Raw genomic sequence first — 19,332 nt, forward strand, 5'->3', positions numbered from 1 at the left:
TATTCTGCTCCTACTTCTTCGCTATTGATGAATTAATGGTTATGCGGGTCAAAGCCGCCTTTAGCTATTTCAGAGGCCACAAAAAATGCACCTTTTGTCACAATACGAGTTAATGGATCTAGGCCAATAATTTCACGATAACGCCCTAATGAACGACCTAATGTTACTTCAACCGCCGTAAACTCTCCGGGATGATCTTCAACAAACACAGTCCAATCACCATCATTTGAGCGCATAAGTGCTGATTCGGGTACCGCCATTACTGCCGCGTTAGTTTCAAAGCTAAAATTTACATTAACGAACATGCCAGGATGAAGACGGTCGTGATCATTCTTAACCGCCAAACGTACAATACGAGTACGCGTTTTTGGGTCTATGGTATGTGCCTCTTGAATGACAGTGGCGACAAAATATTGATCAGCCATTTCAATAATCGCTTGCGTGCCTTTGGGTAAGTTCAATTGTTTATTTGGCGATACGCGCGCTTCAACCCAAAGTTCACTTTCATCGGCTAACACCATAATGGCGTCTCCAGCTGAAACCCTCTGCCCTTGCGAGAAATCATCACTGAGTACCGCTCCTGCTCGTTGCGCAATTAAGGTGTACTCACCAAGTTCCTCAACATAAGCATTTAACAAGTTACCCTTAACAATTTGTGCAATAGCACCTTCAGTTAAACCAAAGGCTTTCAAACGGCTGTAGGCAGAAATATAATCGGTTTCTGCGCTTAATAACTGGCTTTCACTCACAGTTTCCTTACCGAGCTTTTTATTTCGTTGCCAGTCATTATAGGCAACACGATATTTCGCTTGTGCCTCGGCAACCGATTCACTAAACAGAGTGACTAAAGCATCGCCCTTTTCAACATGTTGCCCTAATGTGGCATGACGAGAAACCACCACAGACTCAGTGCGCGGAGAAACAATATAGCTTTTATAGCCATTGACTTTAATCTCACCTGGTGCATAAACATGACTGGCAAATATTTTTGCTGATATTGCTGAAATTTCAATACCGGCAAGTGCCATTTTTTCAGCACTGAAACTTACACCTTCTTGATGGTTATCTTCTAAAGATTCATTACCGCTTGATAAAGCTTGTAAAGCGCTTTGAGAAAAGCCTTGGCTAACATCATTTTTATCGCCTTCATTCACATGAACTTCTTTACCAACTTCTTCACCAACTTCTTCACCATGTTGGTGTGGAGCTACTTTAGTATTATGTGCTTTTTGCTCAGTTTTTTTACTTTCTTTGTGAGCATGACTGGCATGGTTTTCTAATAATATTGCAGGTATTGCAGATGATTCTTCAGCTGTCGAATCGGCTACCTGTGCCATTACTGAAGTACTAAACACCATGGTTAAGGTTAAAGGTATTAATAAACCTGCACCTCTCCTAAAAGTGAATGTACGTGCTAAAACAGCAAATTTTGCTAGAGAATTTAGATTTGAACAACTTGAAATATAACGTAAAAATAGCGCAGCCATATTAAGGCTGCTAAGGTGAAACTTACTCATAGTGATACTCTTAATTTTGTTTTTTAAGATGACTTTTTAAGATTGAAAATCGAGGTTTATTGATTTGATTGACTAAAACGCATCACGCAGCACTGAGTTGCATAAAGCAAATAACTCAGCTGAGTGTTGTTAAAGTAAACAAAATATATCGATTAACAAAGCATAAATATCCAAACCAGCGTATTGCATGTTCAGATAAATTTGAGGTAAGTTTTAAACTATAGGTGGGCGATGTTCGGGTGTTATCCAAAGTGACACTAAGGCTACTTTTCTAGTCAAAATATTATCATTACTTTTGTGCATAAAGCTTGTTGCAATATTACAGGTAATATAAACAACGGATGGCGCATGACAATGGCAGCAATGATGACAATCGTATGGGTCTTGCTCACCGACATCAGCATTATTAAGCGTATTAGCTAACGCGCCTTCTTGATGAGATTTATGTGATTCAGCTAAGTTACGATGAGACAAGTTTTGTGTTGAGTCAGTATCTTGGTGGCTGCTGTGTAAATCAAAAGCAGACGCAATTGTTTGACCAGCAAACAAAAGAGCAAACATTATAATTAACAGACGATTAAACACAGCTTTAGTTCTCTTAACAACGAAACAACAGTGTAAGTTAATTGTTAGTGGGCTTCAACCTGTGAGTGTTCACCGCTTATTGTATTTTGGTTTAAGTAGTTAAAAAATTGTGTAACCTTCAAGGAGAGCTCGATATTACATAAAAAAGCAATAACATTTTAATACAAATCAACAGTATATATTTGTATTAAAAAGCACGTGGTACTTCAAGAACTATGAGCATTAAACAATGAGCACTAAACAATGAGCACTAAACAAAGTTAATGCTCATGAGCTCATTTAATTTATAGCTATATTAACTGTTTTATTCCACTCAGCCTTAATTTGCAGTTGCTTAGTATTGCTATCATACCAAGCAGCAATAGTGTGATCAGTTAACTGCTGTTGATTCGCTACTAGTTTTATCGACTTATTATTAACTTTTATTTTCGCTGGAGTATTTTTGTGATGATGGATCACTACGCTCAATTGACGTGATGCAGGCATTCTTGAGAAGTCGCCCGCTTGTTGTAAGTTAAGTGACAAGTTGTTTCCTTGTTGAACCGCATTAAAGGTCAGTGTTTCATAGTCACCGTTAGCGATTGATTTCGGATCTTCACCATCATCGTTATACATCACGGCAGAAGATGATTTTACCGATGCGTCAGCGTAATAATGTAAGGTTAAATTATTAGTGTTGTAGTCTTTGGTTGATAGCACAGCTTCAACCATAGGAATAAAAGCGCCACCTCGAACTAACACCGGCGTTTGATTTAGCGGTGCTGCTATCGTGGTTTTTTGGCTTCCTTGATAACGTTGATCGTTCCAAAAGTTAAACCAAACACCTGTGGGTAAGTTCACCTCTACACTACGAGCACCTTGTTCAGTAACGGGCGCTACCAGTAAGGCATCGCCATAAAAATAACTGTCTTTTTCATCAATGAGACCGAGTTTACTTTCATCTTCAAAAAACATCGGCCGCATGATCGGCATACCCGTTAAGCTATTTTCAATACTTAATGAGTAAATATAAGGCATTAACTGATAACGTAACTTAACGTATTCACGTAAAATATCTTTAGTTTCAGTGTCATGAAATATCGGCTCTGGTTTGGCATTTTCCTGAGCGTGTGGGCGATATACAGGTTGAAAAACACCGTATTGTAACCAACGGATATAGAGTTCTTTATCTATCGGGCCATCGCCAGCAAAACCACCTAAATCTGAATGGATGTAACTTAAACCAAGCACGCTCATTTGTAGTGCTAATTCGACTTGTGGTTTAAAACCGTCCCAACTGCGACTGACATCACCTGTCCACGGCACCATACCGTAACGTTGTGAACCAATAAAACCTGAACGCATTAAGATAAATGGCCGTGTTTCTGGTTGAAATTTTTGTAACCTTTTAAAAACCATTTCAGCCCATTTATGACCATATGCATTATGCACCTCATCACCCGTAACTTTACCACCGGCAAAGTTATGTAATCCATTCGCTGGATGCACTTCAGGTTCGCCTAAGTCGCCCCACCAGCCAGCAACACCTTGCTCGGCGAGGTGTTGATAATATTGCCAAAACCAGTCTTGACTCTTTTCATCAAAAACATCGACTAAACCGGTATTGCCGAAATAGAAGTCAAACTTTTCAGGTTGCCCCTGGGCATTTTTCATTAAGGCGCTATTTTCAACCGCACTTTGCCATTGACTTGAAGACGTTAAAATAAAGGGTTCGGTGATCATAATGGTATTAACACCTTCGGCTTTAAAGTCTTTGATCATATCAACTGGCGTTGGAAATGCCTTTTTGTCCCAATTTAAATTACCCATATGGCCTTTTATATCAGGACCGAACCAATATAAATCAAACACAATAGCGTCAAGCGGAAAGTCTTCATCATGATATTTTTGTACCACAGCACGCGCTTCTTGCTCGCTATGGTAGCCAAAACGGCTGGCAATATTACCTAAACTCCAACGTGGGGGTAGTGGTTGTTTACCGGTAACATCAACTAAGTTTTCAATTAATTTGGGATAACTATCACCGCTAATAATAAGGTAAGACGTGCGACCACCAACGGCACTAAACTGCAATATATCGGCTTCGTCATGGCCAATATCAAGTTCACCGTTCGCTGAATTATCGAAGACAATAATATATTTGTTACTCGACATAATGGCCGACAAACCATAATACATTTGGTTTGAGTGATCCTCGTATCCGTAATGTGCACGGTTGTATAGTGGCATTTTTTGACCACGACGATCCATGCCCAACACGCGTTGACCGCCACCTAAAATTTTCTCTTGAAGTTGTAATTTAAAACGAAAACCTAGGGTGAATTCTATTGGTGGTTGTGCATTTAAGTCAGCTGTTTCAATTACCTCGTTACCAACGACAAGTGGACTTATATCAGTTATTGCTTTTTCTTTTACTTTTACTTTTCGCACTACAACCTGAGCTTGCTGAGTAAAAAGCCCAAGCTCTTCAGAGGCAATGTAATCGCCATTAGGTTTGGTATAACGAATACTAAAAGGTGATTTATTGATGATGGCCACCAAGGTTTTACTGCTCAACGTTAACTGTTTTTCTGACTCTACAACCGTTAAGTTTCTATCATCGTTATTGTTTAACGTACTATTTTTGTCAATGGCAAATGATGGTAATTGCTTAAAGCCAACGGGTTGATAATGTACTTCGAACGCAGATTGATTAAGCGCATTAATTTCAACTATACCATCGCTAGTAGTGACTTCTAAGGTGTTAGCTGATAATTGATGAGTAATATAATCACGAGTTAATCCTTGCCAGCTAATAGATATTAAAATCAAGGCAATAAGATATAAAACGCTAGATGTCATCACAGTTTTATATTCAAAAAAAGATTTTTTCATCATGACTTAACCGCTTGTAGTTGATAAACAAAAGAGCTTAATGGCGACATAGTAACTTTAACAGTGGCCGTTTTATCACGGTGAACCGTTAGGGTATTTGGGCTACCATAAAGTAAGTCTACTAACGGGTATTCGCCCGCCGGTAATTGCCACTCATTGACTAAGTTACTCGGTAATTGCAAACTATATTCATAGCTACTTTCACTATCAAAATTGCTGACTACGACTAACTTCTCTTGTGCTTGCCAACGAACAAAAGCAAATTGCTGATGATTATAAGTGCTTAACGCTTTACGGTTATTGTCATGTAAGCTGCGGTAACTGCCTAACATAGCGCTATTTTGGGCTGAAATTGTCATTAATCGTTGATAAAAGTCACGCAAGTTTTGCTCACTTTCAGTCAACTGTCCACCGTCGAACTTACCGCCATTCATCCAGCGTTGATGTGCAGGTACGCCCGCATAATCAAAAATAGTGGTACGAGTTGGGTCGCCAAAGCCAGTTTCTTCACTACCATCTTCACCAACTTCCTGGCCAAAATAAATCATGGTTGGCGAGCGACTAATTAACGCTGAAACCACCATGGCAGGCTTTGCTTTTTCAGCACTACCAGCAAAGTCAGGGCTGGCAATGCGTTGCTCATCATGGTTTTCTAAAAAATGTAATAAGTGTTGCTCAATGTCACTGTAACGCTGCTGAATATTCGCTAAATCAGCGGTATTGCCGTGACCTTGCATAATATCTTTCAGGCGATCATAAAAATCGACTTTGTCATACAAGTAATCCATTTTTCCTAGCTGAATATAGTTTCTATATTGTTTGGGGTTGTAAACTTCTGCCAATATAAAAGCATCTTTATTGGTCATTTTTATGGCTGAGTTTAAATAACTCCAAAACTCAACTGGCACCATTTCAGCCATGTCGTAGCGAAAACCATCAACCCCTTTGGCTAACCAAAACTGGGTTATATCTCGAAATTTCAACCAAGAATTAGGCACTTTTTTATTACGCCAAAATTCACTATGCGCTTGATAACTTTTAAAACGGTATGTTTCAGGTAAAGTTGCGAAGGTATAACTGCCGTCAGGCTTAACACCATAGTTCACTTTTACGGTTTCATACCAATCGTTAATGCTAGGTTGCGCTGCACGAGAACCATTGCCAGTCCACTTTGCGGGTGACTCGTTAAATATCCCATCGGCTAACGGGTGTTTTTCACCACCGAGTGGTGCATAACCATCATCAGATGTTGGCACTTTAAAGTCTTGTCCAACAACATAATAAAAATCATTCTCCGCAGAAAACTCAACCGTTTTGTCATCATCAGCACCAAAGTCACGCACACCTTTAGGTTTACCTAACGATTGATAGTCTCTTGCAATATGATTTGGCACAATATCGATAATCACTTTCATGCCTTGTTGATGCGTCCTGGCAATTAAGGCTTCAAATTCCTCTAAGCGTTTAGCGGGATTATCGGCTAAGTCTGGATTAACACTGTAGTAATCTTTAACAGAATAAGGCGAGCCTGCGCGACCCTTTACTACATCTGGGTCGTCATTATTAATGCCAAATTTTGTATAGTCACCAATCAAGGCATGATGTGGAACGCCTGTGTACCAAATATGACTAACACCTAACGCTTTAATACCGAGTAATGCCGTATCAGTAAAGTCACTAAATTTACCCACACCATTTTCATCTATCGTTCCCCAAGGTTTATTCGTGGTATTTTTATTACCAAATAAACGGGTGAACACTTGATAAACTACAGGTTTTCCTACATGTTCCTGCTTTTTCATCTCTACGCTTTGCTGTACAAGCTTTAAATCAGCTACATTAATCGACTTTTCATTTTTAGGTGTGCAAGCAACGAGACAACTACTAATAAATAGACTAGCAAGGGTAATTTTCCGAGAGTCAATTTTAGATAATTTAAATAGACAACAGCGCATTTTAAGAACCTTTCGAGTTAACTGCTTACCTGACAAAAAATTAAGTGCTCAGGGTTAAGCAATACAAATACAATATTTCGAGAGTACACATTTAAATGCGACCTTGCCATTTGCATACGAATTCATAAGCTATTTAATTTCGGATCATGCCACTAAACGGCTGAAATGCACGATCAGCATCTTAACTTTGTGATTTTATTGTGCGCAGGAAAAATAAAGCAAGGTACTCGATTCATCAACAGCTCGCTATTGGATTTAAATCAAAAGCTTTTATTCCGATAAATCTATGTGCTCAAATACATATGAACAGCAAAGGTTTAAACTAATTTACCTAGCAGCAAGTGGGCAATAAAGTAATAAAATTGGGATTATAAATTCAGATGGGATTTTACTTAAATTCAATAACCGCGGCTAATACAAAGAAAAAAGGCCAGTATGAAAGTATCACACTGGCCTTTATAAAATAATGACGGTTTTATTCGTAAGAGCGTTCTAACCAAGCAATTTGCATTCTTAGATCTTCAATTTGATCATTGGCGTCAGTTAACTGCTGCTCAATAGTTTTTTGCATTCCCGTAGCCTTGTCGCTAGGTTCTATTACTTTGACTGTTTCTTCGTGAGCCATAATGCTCTCCTAATTCACGTTACAACCCTTGTATTATTACATAACAGGTTTCATTTTACTCGTAAAAATACAAATTAAATTTCACAACGAAAGCCAACACCTTCAAGTCACAACAAAAACGAAACAAAAAACAAGTCATCGAAATGTAACCTGTAACCTTAAGACGTTGAAAAAGCTCATTTAGAAAGCTTTCAAGAAGACTTTCATTCGCAGTCTCTAAACTGTATTCAACTCACTATTGATTTAAGCGATAACTATCCCCATTAATGATGAACACTTATCAAAAATGTTATTTATGCGTTTATTAAAATCAACCCAAGTAACCGACCTACATCCAAATGTTAATCATCACTTTACGCGCAGAGCGACACGCGCCATTGTATTAAACGGTGAAAATATTCTATTGCTTTATACAAAGCGATATCACGATTACAGTTTGCCTGGTGGCGGTATTGATGAGGGTGAAGATAATATTACTGGTCTTATTCGTGAATTGCGCGAAGAAACCGGTGCACAAAATGTCACTAACATTCAATCATTTGGTTACTATGAGGAATATCGTAATTGGTATAAAGCAGATTATGATATTATGCATATGCTTTCTTATTGTTATACCTGTGACATAGACCAAGAGCTACTAGCGCCAGAATTTGAACCCCACGAGCTGAAAAATGGTATGCAGCCCCTATGGATGAATATCCATGACGCCATTAAACACAATGAATTGGTAATAAAAAATAGTGACAAAAAAGGTTTGTCGATTGAGCGTGAAACCTTTTTACTCAAACGTATAGTCGCTGAATTGCTTTAAAATAATATCTCGCTAATGTAGGCATAGAGCGTATTTACCAACACAATAAAAAACCAGTTAAATAATTAACTGGTTTTTTAAATTTTATACAGCAAAAATTTGAATGCTGTTGTTGTATAAAGTTAATCTCAAATCGGATTATTTATCAGCACGGCCCATAAATTTACGATCTTCTGTGTTAATTTTTATTTTATCACCGGTTGAAACGTGCTCTGGCACTTGCACCGTTAAGCCCGTTGATAAAATGGCAGGTTTAGTTCGAGCTGTCGCTGAACCACCTTTAATTGACGGGTCGGTTTCTGTGATAACCAACTCAACACTTGACGGTAAATCAACCGCTACAGGTACACCGTCAACAATAATCACTTGTAAGCCTTGAGTTTCTTCATTAATGAATAAAACTTCTTCAGCAACTGACGATTCGTTCAGGTTATATGGTGTGTAGTCTTCATTATCCATAAAGACGTATTCTTCGCCATCAATATAAGAAAACATCGCTGGACGACGGGTTAAATCTGCAAAATTGAGCATATCGTCAGCTTTAAATGTTTCATCAACTTTACCGCCTGTTACTACATCATACATACGCATTCTGTATAAACTACCACCGGCACGACCTTGAGGGACTGAACGCTCAATATCTCTAACTATCATTACTTTTCCGTTATATTCTATAGCGGCATTCTTTTTTATATCACTAGCTTTTGGCATGAAAAACCATCCTCATTAAATTTATGCAAGAAAAATAGCATGTATAGCTTATTATGCAAGAAGTTATCGGTTAAATACCTTGGTTAAAGCGCCATTAAATAATTTAATGCGCCGGTAATAACGGCCACCTGAGCAATGATACAACTTTCATCATCAGCACTTGGACTATCTGGATATACCTCAGTGGTTGTAACATATGGCGCGTCGGTTAAGCCCATACATAAACCCAATTCACGAGCCGCATAGTTAATAACACCCGCTTGCGCTAAAGGTACACCTATTAATTTATCTTGATTGTCTGCAGGAGCAATGTGTGTGACTTTTTCTACTGCCATTATGATAGCTTTTTGAAACATAGCTTGAGGTTTAGCGCTATCAGCAACTAAATAAAAACCATCAGGTATATTCCAGTTTTTTTGCTCAATTGCATCTCTTGCGGCAAGTGCAGGTCTAAATTCACTATTATCGGTATCTGTGGTCTCGTGAAGATCTATATGCGCTATAAACTCAACACCCAGTGTTTTCATATACATCATAACCGCTGATGACTCTTGTGCGGGGCTATTCTCATAAAACGAGCGATTAGGGTCGATAGTTAATGGATTCCAACGATTAATCGTTTCATAACCCCACGGACTAATACAAGGTAAAACTACAAAGTTAAAGGCATCTTGAAATGGCTTATCAGCGGTATGAAGAAACCGAATTGCACCTTGAACACCACTAGTTTCATAACCGTGTACACCGCCTGTGATTAAAATAGTGGGTTTATCTTCTTTCCAATTTGATGATTTTAAAGCATATAATGGATAATTTTCTTCATCATAAAGTAAACTCCCGTACTGCTCGATAGTATAACGTTCACTTAAACCATCTAATTTAGTTACAACCTCTTCAAAGTAGCTGCGTTTTTTTTGCTGGTGTTGAAACCATATTTCCTTATCGCCATCAGTCCATTTTTTGCCCTGCTCGCCAATAGGATATGCTGCTTCTGAATTCATAAAGTTACCTAATAAGTTTATACACTAAGTTTACGGTTAGAAATTGTATTATACCTAGGCATGACAAGAATCAAATATACCTGAAACAATTTAATGTAAGTATTAACACATAACGTCTAAATTTCAATGGCAACACTTGGTTGGTTAAATGAAACTAAAGCACTACCACTTTTTAATGAATGTCAGCTTTTGCAGATAATAGATCAAGGTATTATCGAATACTGTCGTTCAGGTAAGCTTAATCAATTATTGGCTAATTATGGCATTATCGACTGGCAGTAATTATTTCAGATAAAAAATGGTTAATATTTTATAAATAACTCTATTTACGGCATTAATTCCCATATAAATGCTGCAATCCCTTCTCATTTGCCATAACATAGTATGTATGAAACAATTTATTAACATTTACGTCAAAAGGAATTTTATTGTGAGCCAACAAAAAAAATCAATTTTATTAATTTCAAGTCTACTCTGTGCATTGGGTGTTAACGCACAAGAGGCACCAAAAGCAGAAGATCTTGTCGGTAAAACATATGTCGGTATTCATGGTACAAGGTTAGATACTGACGACGATAGACTCACATCTAATGATGTTGATTTTATCAAACATGCTAATGGCATGGGTGCTGAAATTGGACATCGTTATAGTGAATTTTCAGAGTTAAGATTATCCTATACTAACCTAAACTTAACTAGAGTAGGTTGGGCACCAAGTACACCATCAGGTTCAAATATCGCATTAAATTATCTTTATTTTCCGAACAAAGAAAACTTTTATGTTATGGCTGGAGCGAGTGCCATAGACGTTATTGAAACCAAATTGTCTGTGAACATTGGTGCCGGCTACCGTCATTATATTACTGACCGTAGTGCAGTTTATTTTGAAGGTAATGGTTACTATCAAATAGATAATGTCTATACCGACTTAAGTGCCCAAATTGGTTTTATTTACTTTTTTGGCGATACACAAAAGAAAATTGTACGCACTAAACCTGTAGTTGAATCTGCACCAGCAAAAGCAGCCCCAGTTGTTGCCATGATTATAGATACTGACGGTGATGGTGTTATTGATAGTAAAGATCAATGTAAAGCGACACCCGCTGACAATAAAGTTGACAGTAATGGTTGTACCATTTTTACCGAAGAAAATGATGCAATGCATTTACACGTTAAATTTGATAATTCAAAAGCCATCGTTAAAGCAGAATATTTAGAAAACATTAAAGCCGCTGCTGACTTCTTGAAAGCATATCCACATATCTCATTAGAGATCAAAGGACACACATCAAGTACAGGTTCTGCCGCATTCAATCAAAAACTTTCTCAACAACGCGCTGATGCAATTGTTAAAGTACTAGTTGATGAATTTGGTGTTAATGCCTCTCGTTTGACTGCGAAAGGTATGGGCGAAGCAGAGTTACTAAGCACAGATAATACTTTGCAAGCACATCAAGCAAACAGACGTATTGAAGCTAAAGTTAAAGTAGACAAAAAAGTTCCTGTTAAACGTTAATAACGTCTAAATACTTATCTTAGAAATATAAAACGCTGTTATCATTATTTGATAACAGCGTTTTTTTATAGTTTATTTTTATAAAAGTAAATTATTCAAAGATTAACTAAATTGTCTGATATATTTATTCGATTCATCAATTAAATTGATCATTGTATCCTTTGCCAAAATTATTTAACGATAGAGGTAACCCAGTAATAGAAATAAAGCTACAATTATCATCAAAATCATTAATAATTTTAATAAATTATAGAAAATTTATGCTAGTTTAAACTATGACAAAAAATTGAAATTGAGGGCGGCATTTACAATGCCTGACAATTTACCAAACAACGAAAAATATTCAGATGAAGTTCAGTGCTTTGAATGTGCGCTGACAGTCAGATTACCTAAATTAAACGAAAATCAAAAAGCACAATGCCCACGTTGTGGCTATACATTGAGTGCGTTTCACCGCAATGCTAATGCAAGAATTGTCGCTTTTTCCATAACCGCATTAATATTTTTATTGGCCTCATTGCCCTTTAAGTTTTTATCTTTTAGTGCCAATGGTTTAGAAAATCACTTTGATGCCATTACAAGTTTTTTTGTTTTAATCGATAATAATTATCAACTTTTAGCGCTTATTGAATTTCTGACTATATTTGCCATCCCCACCGTGGTTTTATTGTCATTAATTTATTTACTTATCCCGATGAATAAAGGCTTATATCCCAAGTATGCTCGCAAGGTATTAGCGATGGTATTTAAGTTATTACCATGGAGCATGGTAGAAATATTTCTCATTGGTACTTTGGTTAGCTTAATTAAGATTATTTCAATGGCGGAAATTGAACTGGGCTTATCTTTTTATGCGTTCATTTTATTTTCATTGTCGATGACAATAGTAATATTACATCTTGATAAACATGAGCTTTACCAATTATTAACTCAGGTAGAGAAAGCACATAATATCGAAATAGCACAAAGTTATTCTAAAGTAGCGCAAGAAAATCCAGTAACACACGCTTTAAGTGTGCAAAAAACTTGGGCGCTGCTGCTTACAGCAGTAATTTTGTACATACCAGCGAATACCTTCCCAATCATGACCACTCACTTTTTGGGTCAAGACGATCCCAGTACAATCATAGGTGGGGTAATTTTACTGTGGAAAGGCGGCTCCTACCCTATTGCTGCCATTGTGTTTATTGCCAGTGTTGTGATACCTGTAGCTAAAATATTAGTGCTAGCATGGCTAAATTATAGTGTTCAAAAACAAAGTCATAGATTAAGCTTAGAGAGAATAAAATGGTATCGTATGGCTGAGTTCGTCGGTCGGTGGTCAATGATCGATGTGTTTGTGGTGATTATTTTGGCTAGCTTAATTCAGCTTGGGCCTACTATGAGCATTACACCTGGCGCTGCCACATTAGCATTTTCTGGCTTAGTCATTGTCACTATGCTGGCCGCAATGAGTTTTGAACCTCAATTGATATGGAATGATAGAAAAAAATATGAATGATTCACAAGCAGCAAACGCAACAGTAAAGCAAATTAAAACCGTATCAACAATCTGGTTCATACCTTTAATTGCGGTCTTTATTGGTTGCTGGATGATTTATTATCAATGGAGTAATGCAGGTACAGAGATCATCATCCATTTTTCTACTGCTGAAGGCATGGAAGCTGGAAAAACAAAAATTAAGTCACGTAATGTTGATATTGGCGAAGTCAGTCAAATTGAGCTAAATAAAAATGGTAACGGTGTTATTGTCAAAGCAAAAATAAAAAAAACGGCTGAACAATTTCTAGTCACCGACAGTATGTTCTGGGTGGTTTCACCGCAAATATCACATGCCGGAATATCTGGTCTAAGCACTCTAATATCGGGAGTTTATATTGAAATATCGCCAGGAAAAAGCAATAACGAACGTTATTTATTTGATGCTTTAAATTCGCCGCCATTAACCCCTGCAGGCACCCCTGGATTACATATAACCCTTAATAGTAATGACCAATTTGCTTACTCAAAAGGTGATCCCATCATCTATAAAGGCTTAACTGTGGGCCAATTTGAAGATATTTATTTTAACTTTGAAGAACGTGTTGTTTATTATAATGCTTTTATCAAATCCCCCTATCATCAACTGATCACCAGTAATACAAAATTTTGGGATGTTAGTGGCTTGCAGCTAGATTTAAATGCAGATGGCATATCAGTTAAAACCGGCAATTTTGAGACTATGTTAACCAATGGAGCAACCTTTGGTATTCCTGAAGGTATGGCAATTGGTGAAATAATTGGCGAACGTTCATATTTTGATATTTACGCGAGTTATGAAGAAGCTGACGATGAAAGATATCGCCGCTCAATTGAGTTCGTTGTACTGGTTAATGACTCTATTAGAGGATTGTCAGTTGGCGCACCTGTCGAATATAAAGGAGTACAAATAGGCAAAGTACGTTCAACTAATTTAATACACTCACAAGAGCATGAACAGTTAATCGAGGAGGATTTTAAAATTCCTGTGCTGATCAGTTTACAGCCTGGTCGTGTCGGCTTACCTGACAACGATAAAGGTGAAAGCTTAATGAAAGAGCAAAATATTTTTTGGATCGAACAGGGTTTAAAAGCGGTTCTGCGAACGGGTAATATTTTAACCGGCAGTTTATACGTTGATTTACAACATAATAAAGGCCAACCCATCACTGAAATAGCAAAATATGGTGATTACCCCATTATTCCGACAAACAGTGATGATTTTACCCAAATCACCTCAAAAGCAGAGCAGTTTATAGATAACTTAAATAATATTCCGCTGAATAAAATGAGTGAAAATGCTAATAAATTCATGCTAGAAATAACCCAAACCGCTCAAGAGTTACAGGGAGTAAGTCAAAGTCTAGATAAATTATTGAGTCAAGTTGAACAACAGAAAATCAGTAGTCAACTAAGTAAAACCCTACAAGGTATTACAACCCTAACTAAAGACATGTCGTCAGGCTCTCAAGGATATGAAGAACTGCGCACCACGTTACATACGTTAACCGCAACAATGAACGAACTAAAACCGCTGCTCAATCAGCTCAAGCATAAGCCTAATAGTTTGATATTTAATAATGGTGAAACATCTGAGCCAATGCCAACAAAACTTAATGGAGCCCAACAATGAAACAGGCGTTAATGGTAACTATTGTATCAATTATGCTGTTCGCAGCTTGTAGCTCAAATCCGTCGAGTAAAACGCAATATTATTTACTTAACAGTCCAACGAGTTCAAACACTGTAGCCATTCATGATGAAAACAGCCCAGTAATAGCCATCACTTTATTAGAGTTACCTGACTATTTAAAACAGCCCAGTTTAGTTTTACAACTTTCGAGTCATCAATTGCACTACTCGCATTTTCATATGTGGGCAGAGCCCTTACAAAGCAGTTTTACGCAAGCTTTATCAGCAGACTTGAATAGTCTAAGTAGTCGCTTTCACTATAGGGTGACGCCTGCTACAAACCAAGAAATAGCTAATACCGTAGACAAAGTCATCGTCATTAACATAACCTCATTTCATGCTACACATCAATCGCAAGCGATACTTGTAGGCACTTATTCACTGCAAGGTAAAAGCTTGCAAAGCCAAGCAAAAGAGCATGGCTTTAATCTTGAAGTAACGCTGAATAAAAACGGCTATGAACACGCTGTCGAGCAAATGCGATATGTGATCACACAATTGGCCAAAAAAATCACCAACAACCTAGTGGATGAATAATACATAGGCTATCGACAATAGTGTTTATATTGGTAGACTAAATTCCAAAACATTATATGTGAGTAATTTGATATGACACCTGCAGTTAAGCAACTTAATAAATTAAAACTTACTTATAAATTACATCAATATCAGCATGATGCAGGCTGCAAGTCATTTGGCCTTGAAGCAGTAGATAAACTAAATGTTGATTCAAAAGTTGTATTTAAAACACTCGTTGTTGAAGTTGATAATGCTTATTTAGCCGTTGCTATAATCCCGGTAATAAAGCAGCTCAGTTTAAAAAAACTGGCCAAAACCCTTAACGCTAAAAAGATCAAAATGGCTGAGGCTAATAAAGTGGAAAACTCAACAGGTTATGTACTTGGAGGTGTTAGCCCACTGGGGCAAAAAAAACCATTATTGAAGGTATTGGATAACAGTGCTAGTAAATTAACTACCGTTTTTGTCAGTGGTGGTAAGCGTGGCTTAGAGATTGAATTGTCGCCTGAAAACCTTATACTATCATCACGAGCTAGCTTTGCTGATATTATCAGCGAAGTATAAACCTAAGCTAAATTCACACGGCCTTAAGCGTTTATATGTCAAAAATTATTATTGGGTTCATCCTTACCTCACTGATTTTAACATGCTGTATAGCAAATCAGTCATTTAAGTGGTGGTTAGACTTTCTAAACCTCCCTATGTCATTAAAGAAAGCCTATCGGGTTTCGAATTAGAGCTAATTCACCACATATTATCGAATATAGGAAAAAATCCTGAATTTATTTTAATCCCTTATGATCGCTCAGAAAAAATGTTCGAGTTACCAGGTATCAATGCAGTTTTGTCAGTAAACGAACAACTTTTCCAAATAGTAAGACTCTATGTAATAGCTATATTAACTATCAAAATGTAGCTATATCACTTAAAATGAATAATATATTACTCAATAATATCAGAGGTATAGAGAATTACTCTATTGCTTAATTCCTACTGGCTCACAAAGTATGAGGTGAAAAACTTGTCTCAGCAGTGGCTAGTAGCCCGATGTTTATTCAAGTCGCAAATGAAGAAAAACAGGTAGATTTACTGCTGCTAGGACGTATTGATATAGTAGTGATGGATATTAAAATATTTTTATACTACTTAAATAAACTCAATATAAGTGAAAAAAAAAGCGATCTCCAATTCCACTATATATTTCCAATAAGCCCTTCTAGAATCGCATTTAAAAATAGCGATGATATGAATGCATTTAATCAAACTATGAAAAAATACAAAATGACTAATAATCATCAAGAACTTATTGAAAAATATAACTTTTAATTATTAGGTACTAATATCACCTTACCATCACTTTTATGTTGAGCGTAATGATCTAATGCCGGAGCAAAATCATCAAAACCTACCCTGGCATAAATATCAGTTTTAAAAATTCCTTGAGCAAATAATTTTTGTACTTTCGAACTTAGGGCTAATACCTTTAATGGAGAGGCATCACCAATGTATTTTGCCAACCAAAAGCCTTCTATTCTGATATCACGAAATATTACATCTGCAACACTAAACAAGCCGCCAAGCGCGTCATGAGTTTCAGTTAAACGACCATAAACCAAGGCTGTAGAGCTATTAGGCATTGCTTTTAAAGCCCTAGGAGTGTCATTGGCTGCAACTGCATCTAACAATACCCTAGCGTTGAGTTTTTTCGCCCATTGCTTTAATGAATCATCAAAATTTTCATCTGAGGTTAATAACACGCAATCTGCACCTAAAGCTTGCAAAACTTTCACATTAGCTTCACTGCGCACTGTCGCTATGGTTTTAATACCTTTAAGTTTTGCATAACGAATAGCGCCCTTACCTACTTGGCTTGCCCCTGCATTAATCACAATGGCTTTACTGCCAAGTGCTATAGCCCGTTCTACGAGGCAAACAGAAGTACAAGGGTTAACGATAATGGTTGCCGCTTGGTCATCACTTAATTCTTTTCGAACGGGTAAACAAAAGTTTGCTTTTGTAATGGCATATTCAGCCCACACGCCATCAATGCCCGGTTGTGCTGACAAAGCAACCCGCTTTCCCTTTAACCACTTACCATAAAGTCCGGCGTTGGCTTCTACTACAATGCCACAACCTTCAAACCCAACAAAAGCACCATCTTGGGGTGCTAAACCATACTTACCCAACAAATACATTAAATCAGAGGGATTAACAGGTGTGGCCAGCATTTTAACTAATACTTGCCCAGGCTTAAGTTGAGGCAATGTTTTTTCAATGCGTTTTATTCTTTGCGAGGGTGTTAAATCGCTATTATCACTCAGTTCTAAAGCGAAACCTTTTACTGCTTCTCTTGTTTTTTCAGACAAAGTAATCTCCTATTTTTTTGTATAATTTTATTATATAAACAGCATACCTGAGATTAGCTTACTGACAAGCGACTTAAGCTTACATTGAGCACATAATAAATAAAGCTATTGAACACCTTTTAAAAACTGTGCCAATATAAAATTGTATATAGGTAATATTGTCATTAAAAACAATGGCTATTTACATTAAGTTCTAAGAAGCCACATGCAATACAAAAGCCTCACGACAACAGAATTAAAATCTATCGCATTAGTTGCCAGGATAATATGAAACCAAACTTACTTAAATGATGCCAAAGTTCGCTGACAAACCACCTCAACATAAGCTTTTGCAAAAAAGCAGTTTATTAGCCAATAAAATATCATTAACAATTCACAAATTAAATTAGTGGACCATTAGGCTCAGATCAACAAATAGGCGCACTGATCACCGAGCAAAAAATTGATCTGTTGATTTTTTATGTGAGCCACTAGAAGCTCAACCCCTTGACCCTGACGTAAAAGCTTTACTGCGCTTAGCCGCTGTATGGAATATTCCCGTTGCTTGTAATCAAGCAACGGGAATATTATTATTAACTCACCAAATTTTGTCAGGCTTGTGAAAAATCAATTCCTGATTACGAGAGCGACATTGAAGTCTTACGTAAATTGCAGTTGGTGTAAAAAGTTAATCTGTCATTTGGTGGCTAACTTTTTTAGCTGTATCTTTAAAAGTCAACAAGCGCCAATCACCATGATATAAATTAAAACCACTTTTTTTGGTAAAACCAATTAAGGTTAAGTCAAATCTTTTAGCGGCTAATATCGCCAACTCAGACGGAGCTCCAACCGCTATCAAAACAGCAACGCCAGCCATTACGGTTTTTTGCACAATTTCAAAACTAATACGACCACTGACTAATACACTGAATTGTGATTGACTAATACTTCGCTCGACTAAACTGGCGCCAAACAATTTATCAAGCGCATTATGGCGACCAATATCTTCTTTAATATCAATTAACTGCCCTACTTCATCGAATAAAGCTGCAGCGTGTGATCCTCCTGTTTGTACAAACTGAGCTTGTGCCGCTCGCATTATTTCTGGCATCGCACAAATAACTTTAAAAGTTAACCAATGTTTGTTTTTATTTAAACTCGGAGGGTTCTTCATTTCCAATGACTTTAACGAGGTAGTGCCACACAAACCACAACTGCTGTAAGTTACTTGAAAGCGCTCAAGTGATTTAATGTCAGGTATAAGTCCTGCTTTAAGCTTAACTTCCCACTGATTTTCGATAACCTTAGCATTTGAAGCTTGTGCCTCATGTTCGTCAATTTCTGGCAGTATACTTTCAAGCTGATGGTAATCTTCAATAACCCCTTCTGACAACATTAAACCAATAATTAGCGCTTTATCGTCGCCCGGTGTGCGCATAGTAATTGAGAACACTTGGCTTTGATTTACAGCGCTGTTTGGTGCTTGCCACAACAAACGTATTTGCAGAGGTTGTTCAATAATGACATGGTCAAGCTGCAACACTCGCCCTTCGGTACTATAACGAAACTTAGCCAACTCAATTGTTGTAGGAGCTATTCGCTGAGACTTTTGTTGATATTTTTTAATATTCATCATTATAAAAGTAATAGCCCGTCATTAAA

At 37.2% G+C, this 19,332-nt stretch carries 17 protein-coding genes and 1 pseudogene; 9 read left to right on the plus strand and 9 right to left on the minus strand.

Features of this window, described 5'->3' with window-relative positions; translation table 11 throughout:
- Positions 1 to 32: 32 nt before the first annotated feature.
- The 5 genes from H4J38_RS14200 to H4J38_RS14220 all read right to left on the minus strand — a co-directional run bounded on the left by H4J38_RS14200 (position 33) and on the right by H4J38_RS14220 (position 7,556).
- Positions 33 to 1,517: an efflux RND transporter periplasmic adaptor subunit gene (locus H4J38_RS14200; protein ID WP_259365526.1), complete on the minus strand. Its 1,485-nt coding sequence runs from the start codon at positions 1,515 to 1,517 to the stop codon at positions 33 to 35.
- Between the two features lie 213 nt (positions 1,518 to 1,730).
- Entirely contained in the window at positions 1,731 to 2,078 is a 348-nt protein-coding gene (locus H4J38_RS14205) for a hypothetical protein (RefSeq protein ID WP_182132648.1), read from the minus strand.
- A 303-nt stretch (positions 2,079 to 2,381) separates the two neighbouring features.
- Entirely contained in the window at positions 2,382 to 4,979 is a 2,598-nt protein-coding gene (locus H4J38_RS14210; protein ID WP_182132650.1) for a TIM-barrel domain-containing protein, read from the minus strand.
- Positions 4,976 to 6,931, minus strand: a complete 1,956-nt coding sequence (locus tag H4J38_RS14215) for an alpha-amylase family glycosyl hydrolase (RefSeq protein ID WP_182132652.1) — start codon at positions 6,929 to 6,931, stop codon at positions 4,976 to 4,978. The genes H4J38_RS14210 and H4J38_RS14215 overlap by 4 nt, the downstream gene beginning before the upstream one ends.
- 475 nt (positions 6,932 to 7,406) lie before the next feature.
- Positions 7,407 to 7,556: a hypothetical protein gene (locus H4J38_RS14220; RefSeq protein ID WP_182132654.1), complete on the minus strand. Its 150-nt coding sequence runs from the start codon at positions 7,554 to 7,556 to the stop codon at positions 7,407 to 7,409.
- Positions 7,557 to 7,851: 295 nt separating this feature from the next.
- On the opposite strand from H4J38_RS14220, the gene H4J38_RS14225 reads away from it, so the two are divergent.
- Positions 7,852 to 8,367: an NUDIX hydrolase gene (locus tag H4J38_RS14225; protein ID WP_182132655.1), complete on the plus strand. Its 516-nt coding sequence runs from the start codon at positions 7,852 to 7,854 to the stop codon at positions 8,365 to 8,367.
- Positions 8,368 to 8,505: 138 nt separating this feature from the next.
- Here the strand turns inward: H4J38_RS14225 and yeiP are convergent, their stop codons facing one another.
- Together yeiP and H4J38_RS14235 are read right to left on the minus strand one after the other, a co-directional pair.
- Entirely contained in the window at positions 8,506 to 9,078 is a 573-nt protein-coding gene (gene yeiP, locus H4J38_RS14230; protein WP_182132657.1) for an elongation factor P-like protein YeiP, read from the minus strand.
- A gap of 83 nt (positions 9,079 to 9,161) precedes the next feature.
- Complete coding sequence (locus H4J38_RS14235; RefSeq protein WP_182132659.1) at positions 9,162 to 10,079, minus strand: M14 family metallocarboxypeptidase; 918 nt, start codon at positions 10,077 to 10,079, stop codon at positions 9,162 to 9,164.
- Between the two features lie 126 nt (positions 10,080 to 10,205).
- Here H4J38_RS14235 and H4J38_RS14240 point away from each other — a divergent pair, with 126 nt between their 5' ends.
- The 7 genes from H4J38_RS14240 (at position 10,206) to H4J38_RS14270 (ending at position 16,651) form a co-directional block, all read left to right on the plus strand.
- Positions 10,206 to 10,361 (plus strand): hypothetical protein, encoded by a 156-nt coding sequence (locus tag H4J38_RS14240; protein WP_182132661.1) that lies wholly within the window; start codon positions 10,206 to 10,208, stop codon positions 10,359 to 10,361.
- 148 nt (positions 10,362 to 10,509) lie between these two features.
- Positions 10,510 to 11,595 carry an OmpA family protein gene (locus tag H4J38_RS17370; protein ID WP_182132663.1) on the plus strand — a complete coding sequence of 362 codons (1,086 nt, stop codon included), beginning with the start codon at positions 10,510 to 10,512 and terminating at the stop codon, positions 11,593 to 11,595.
- 310 nt (positions 11,596 to 11,905) lie between these two features.
- Positions 11,906 to 13,096: a paraquat-inducible protein A gene (locus H4J38_RS14250; RefSeq protein WP_182132665.1), complete on the plus strand. Its 1,191-nt coding sequence runs from the start codon at positions 11,906 to 11,908 to the stop codon at positions 13,094 to 13,096.
- Positions 13,089 to 14,747 (plus strand): intermembrane transport protein PqiB, encoded by a 1,659-nt coding sequence (gene pqiB / locus H4J38_RS14255; RefSeq protein WP_182132667.1) that lies wholly within the window; start codon positions 13,089 to 13,091, stop codon positions 14,745 to 14,747. Before H4J38_RS14250 ends, pqiB begins: the two co-directional genes overlap by 8 nt.
- Positions 14,744 to 15,343, plus strand: a complete 600-nt coding sequence (locus H4J38_RS14260; protein ID WP_182132669.1) for a membrane integrity-associated transporter subunit PqiC — start codon at positions 14,744 to 14,746, stop codon at positions 15,341 to 15,343. The genes pqiB and H4J38_RS14260 overlap by 4 nt, the downstream gene beginning before the upstream one ends.
- Positions 15,344 to 15,415: 72 nt before the next feature.
- Positions 15,416 to 15,889, plus strand: a complete 474-nt coding sequence (gene ybaK / locus H4J38_RS14265; RefSeq protein WP_182132671.1) for a Cys-tRNA(Pro) deacylase — start codon at positions 15,416 to 15,418, stop codon at positions 15,887 to 15,889.
- 483 nt (positions 15,890 to 16,372) lie between these two features.
- The gene (locus H4J38_RS14270; RefSeq protein WP_182132672.1) at positions 16,373 to 16,651 is read left to right on the plus strand and encodes a hypothetical protein; all 279 of its coding nucleotides are present in this window, start codon (positions 16,373 to 16,375) and stop codon (positions 16,649 to 16,651) included.
- Here H4J38_RS14270 and H4J38_RS14275 read toward each other — a convergent pair.
- Positions 16,648 to 17,691, minus strand: a complete 1,044-nt coding sequence (locus tag H4J38_RS14275; RefSeq protein ID WP_182132674.1) for a zinc-binding dehydrogenase — start codon at positions 17,689 to 17,691, stop codon at positions 16,648 to 16,650. The genes H4J38_RS14270 and H4J38_RS14275 overlap by 4 nt on opposite strands.
- 205 nt (positions 17,692 to 17,896) lie before the next feature.
- Between H4J38_RS14275 and H4J38_RS17470 the strand changes: the two are divergent.
- Positions 17,897 to 18,354: pseudogene (locus H4J38_RS17470) on the plus strand (methylglyoxal synthase).
- A 4-nt stretch (positions 18,355 to 18,358) separates the two neighbouring features.
- On the opposite strand, the gene H4J38_RS14280 reads toward H4J38_RS17470, so the two are convergent.
- Entirely contained in the window at positions 18,359 to 19,306 is a 948-nt protein-coding gene (locus H4J38_RS14280) for a formate dehydrogenase accessory sulfurtransferase FdhD (protein WP_182132676.1), read from the minus strand.
- Positions 19,307 to 19,332: the final 26 nt, after the last annotated feature.

Source organism: Colwellia sp. BRX10-3, from assembly GCF_014077505.1.
Taxonomy (GTDB): domain Bacteria; phylum Pseudomonadota; class Gammaproteobacteria; order Enterobacterales; family Alteromonadaceae; genus Cognaticolwellia.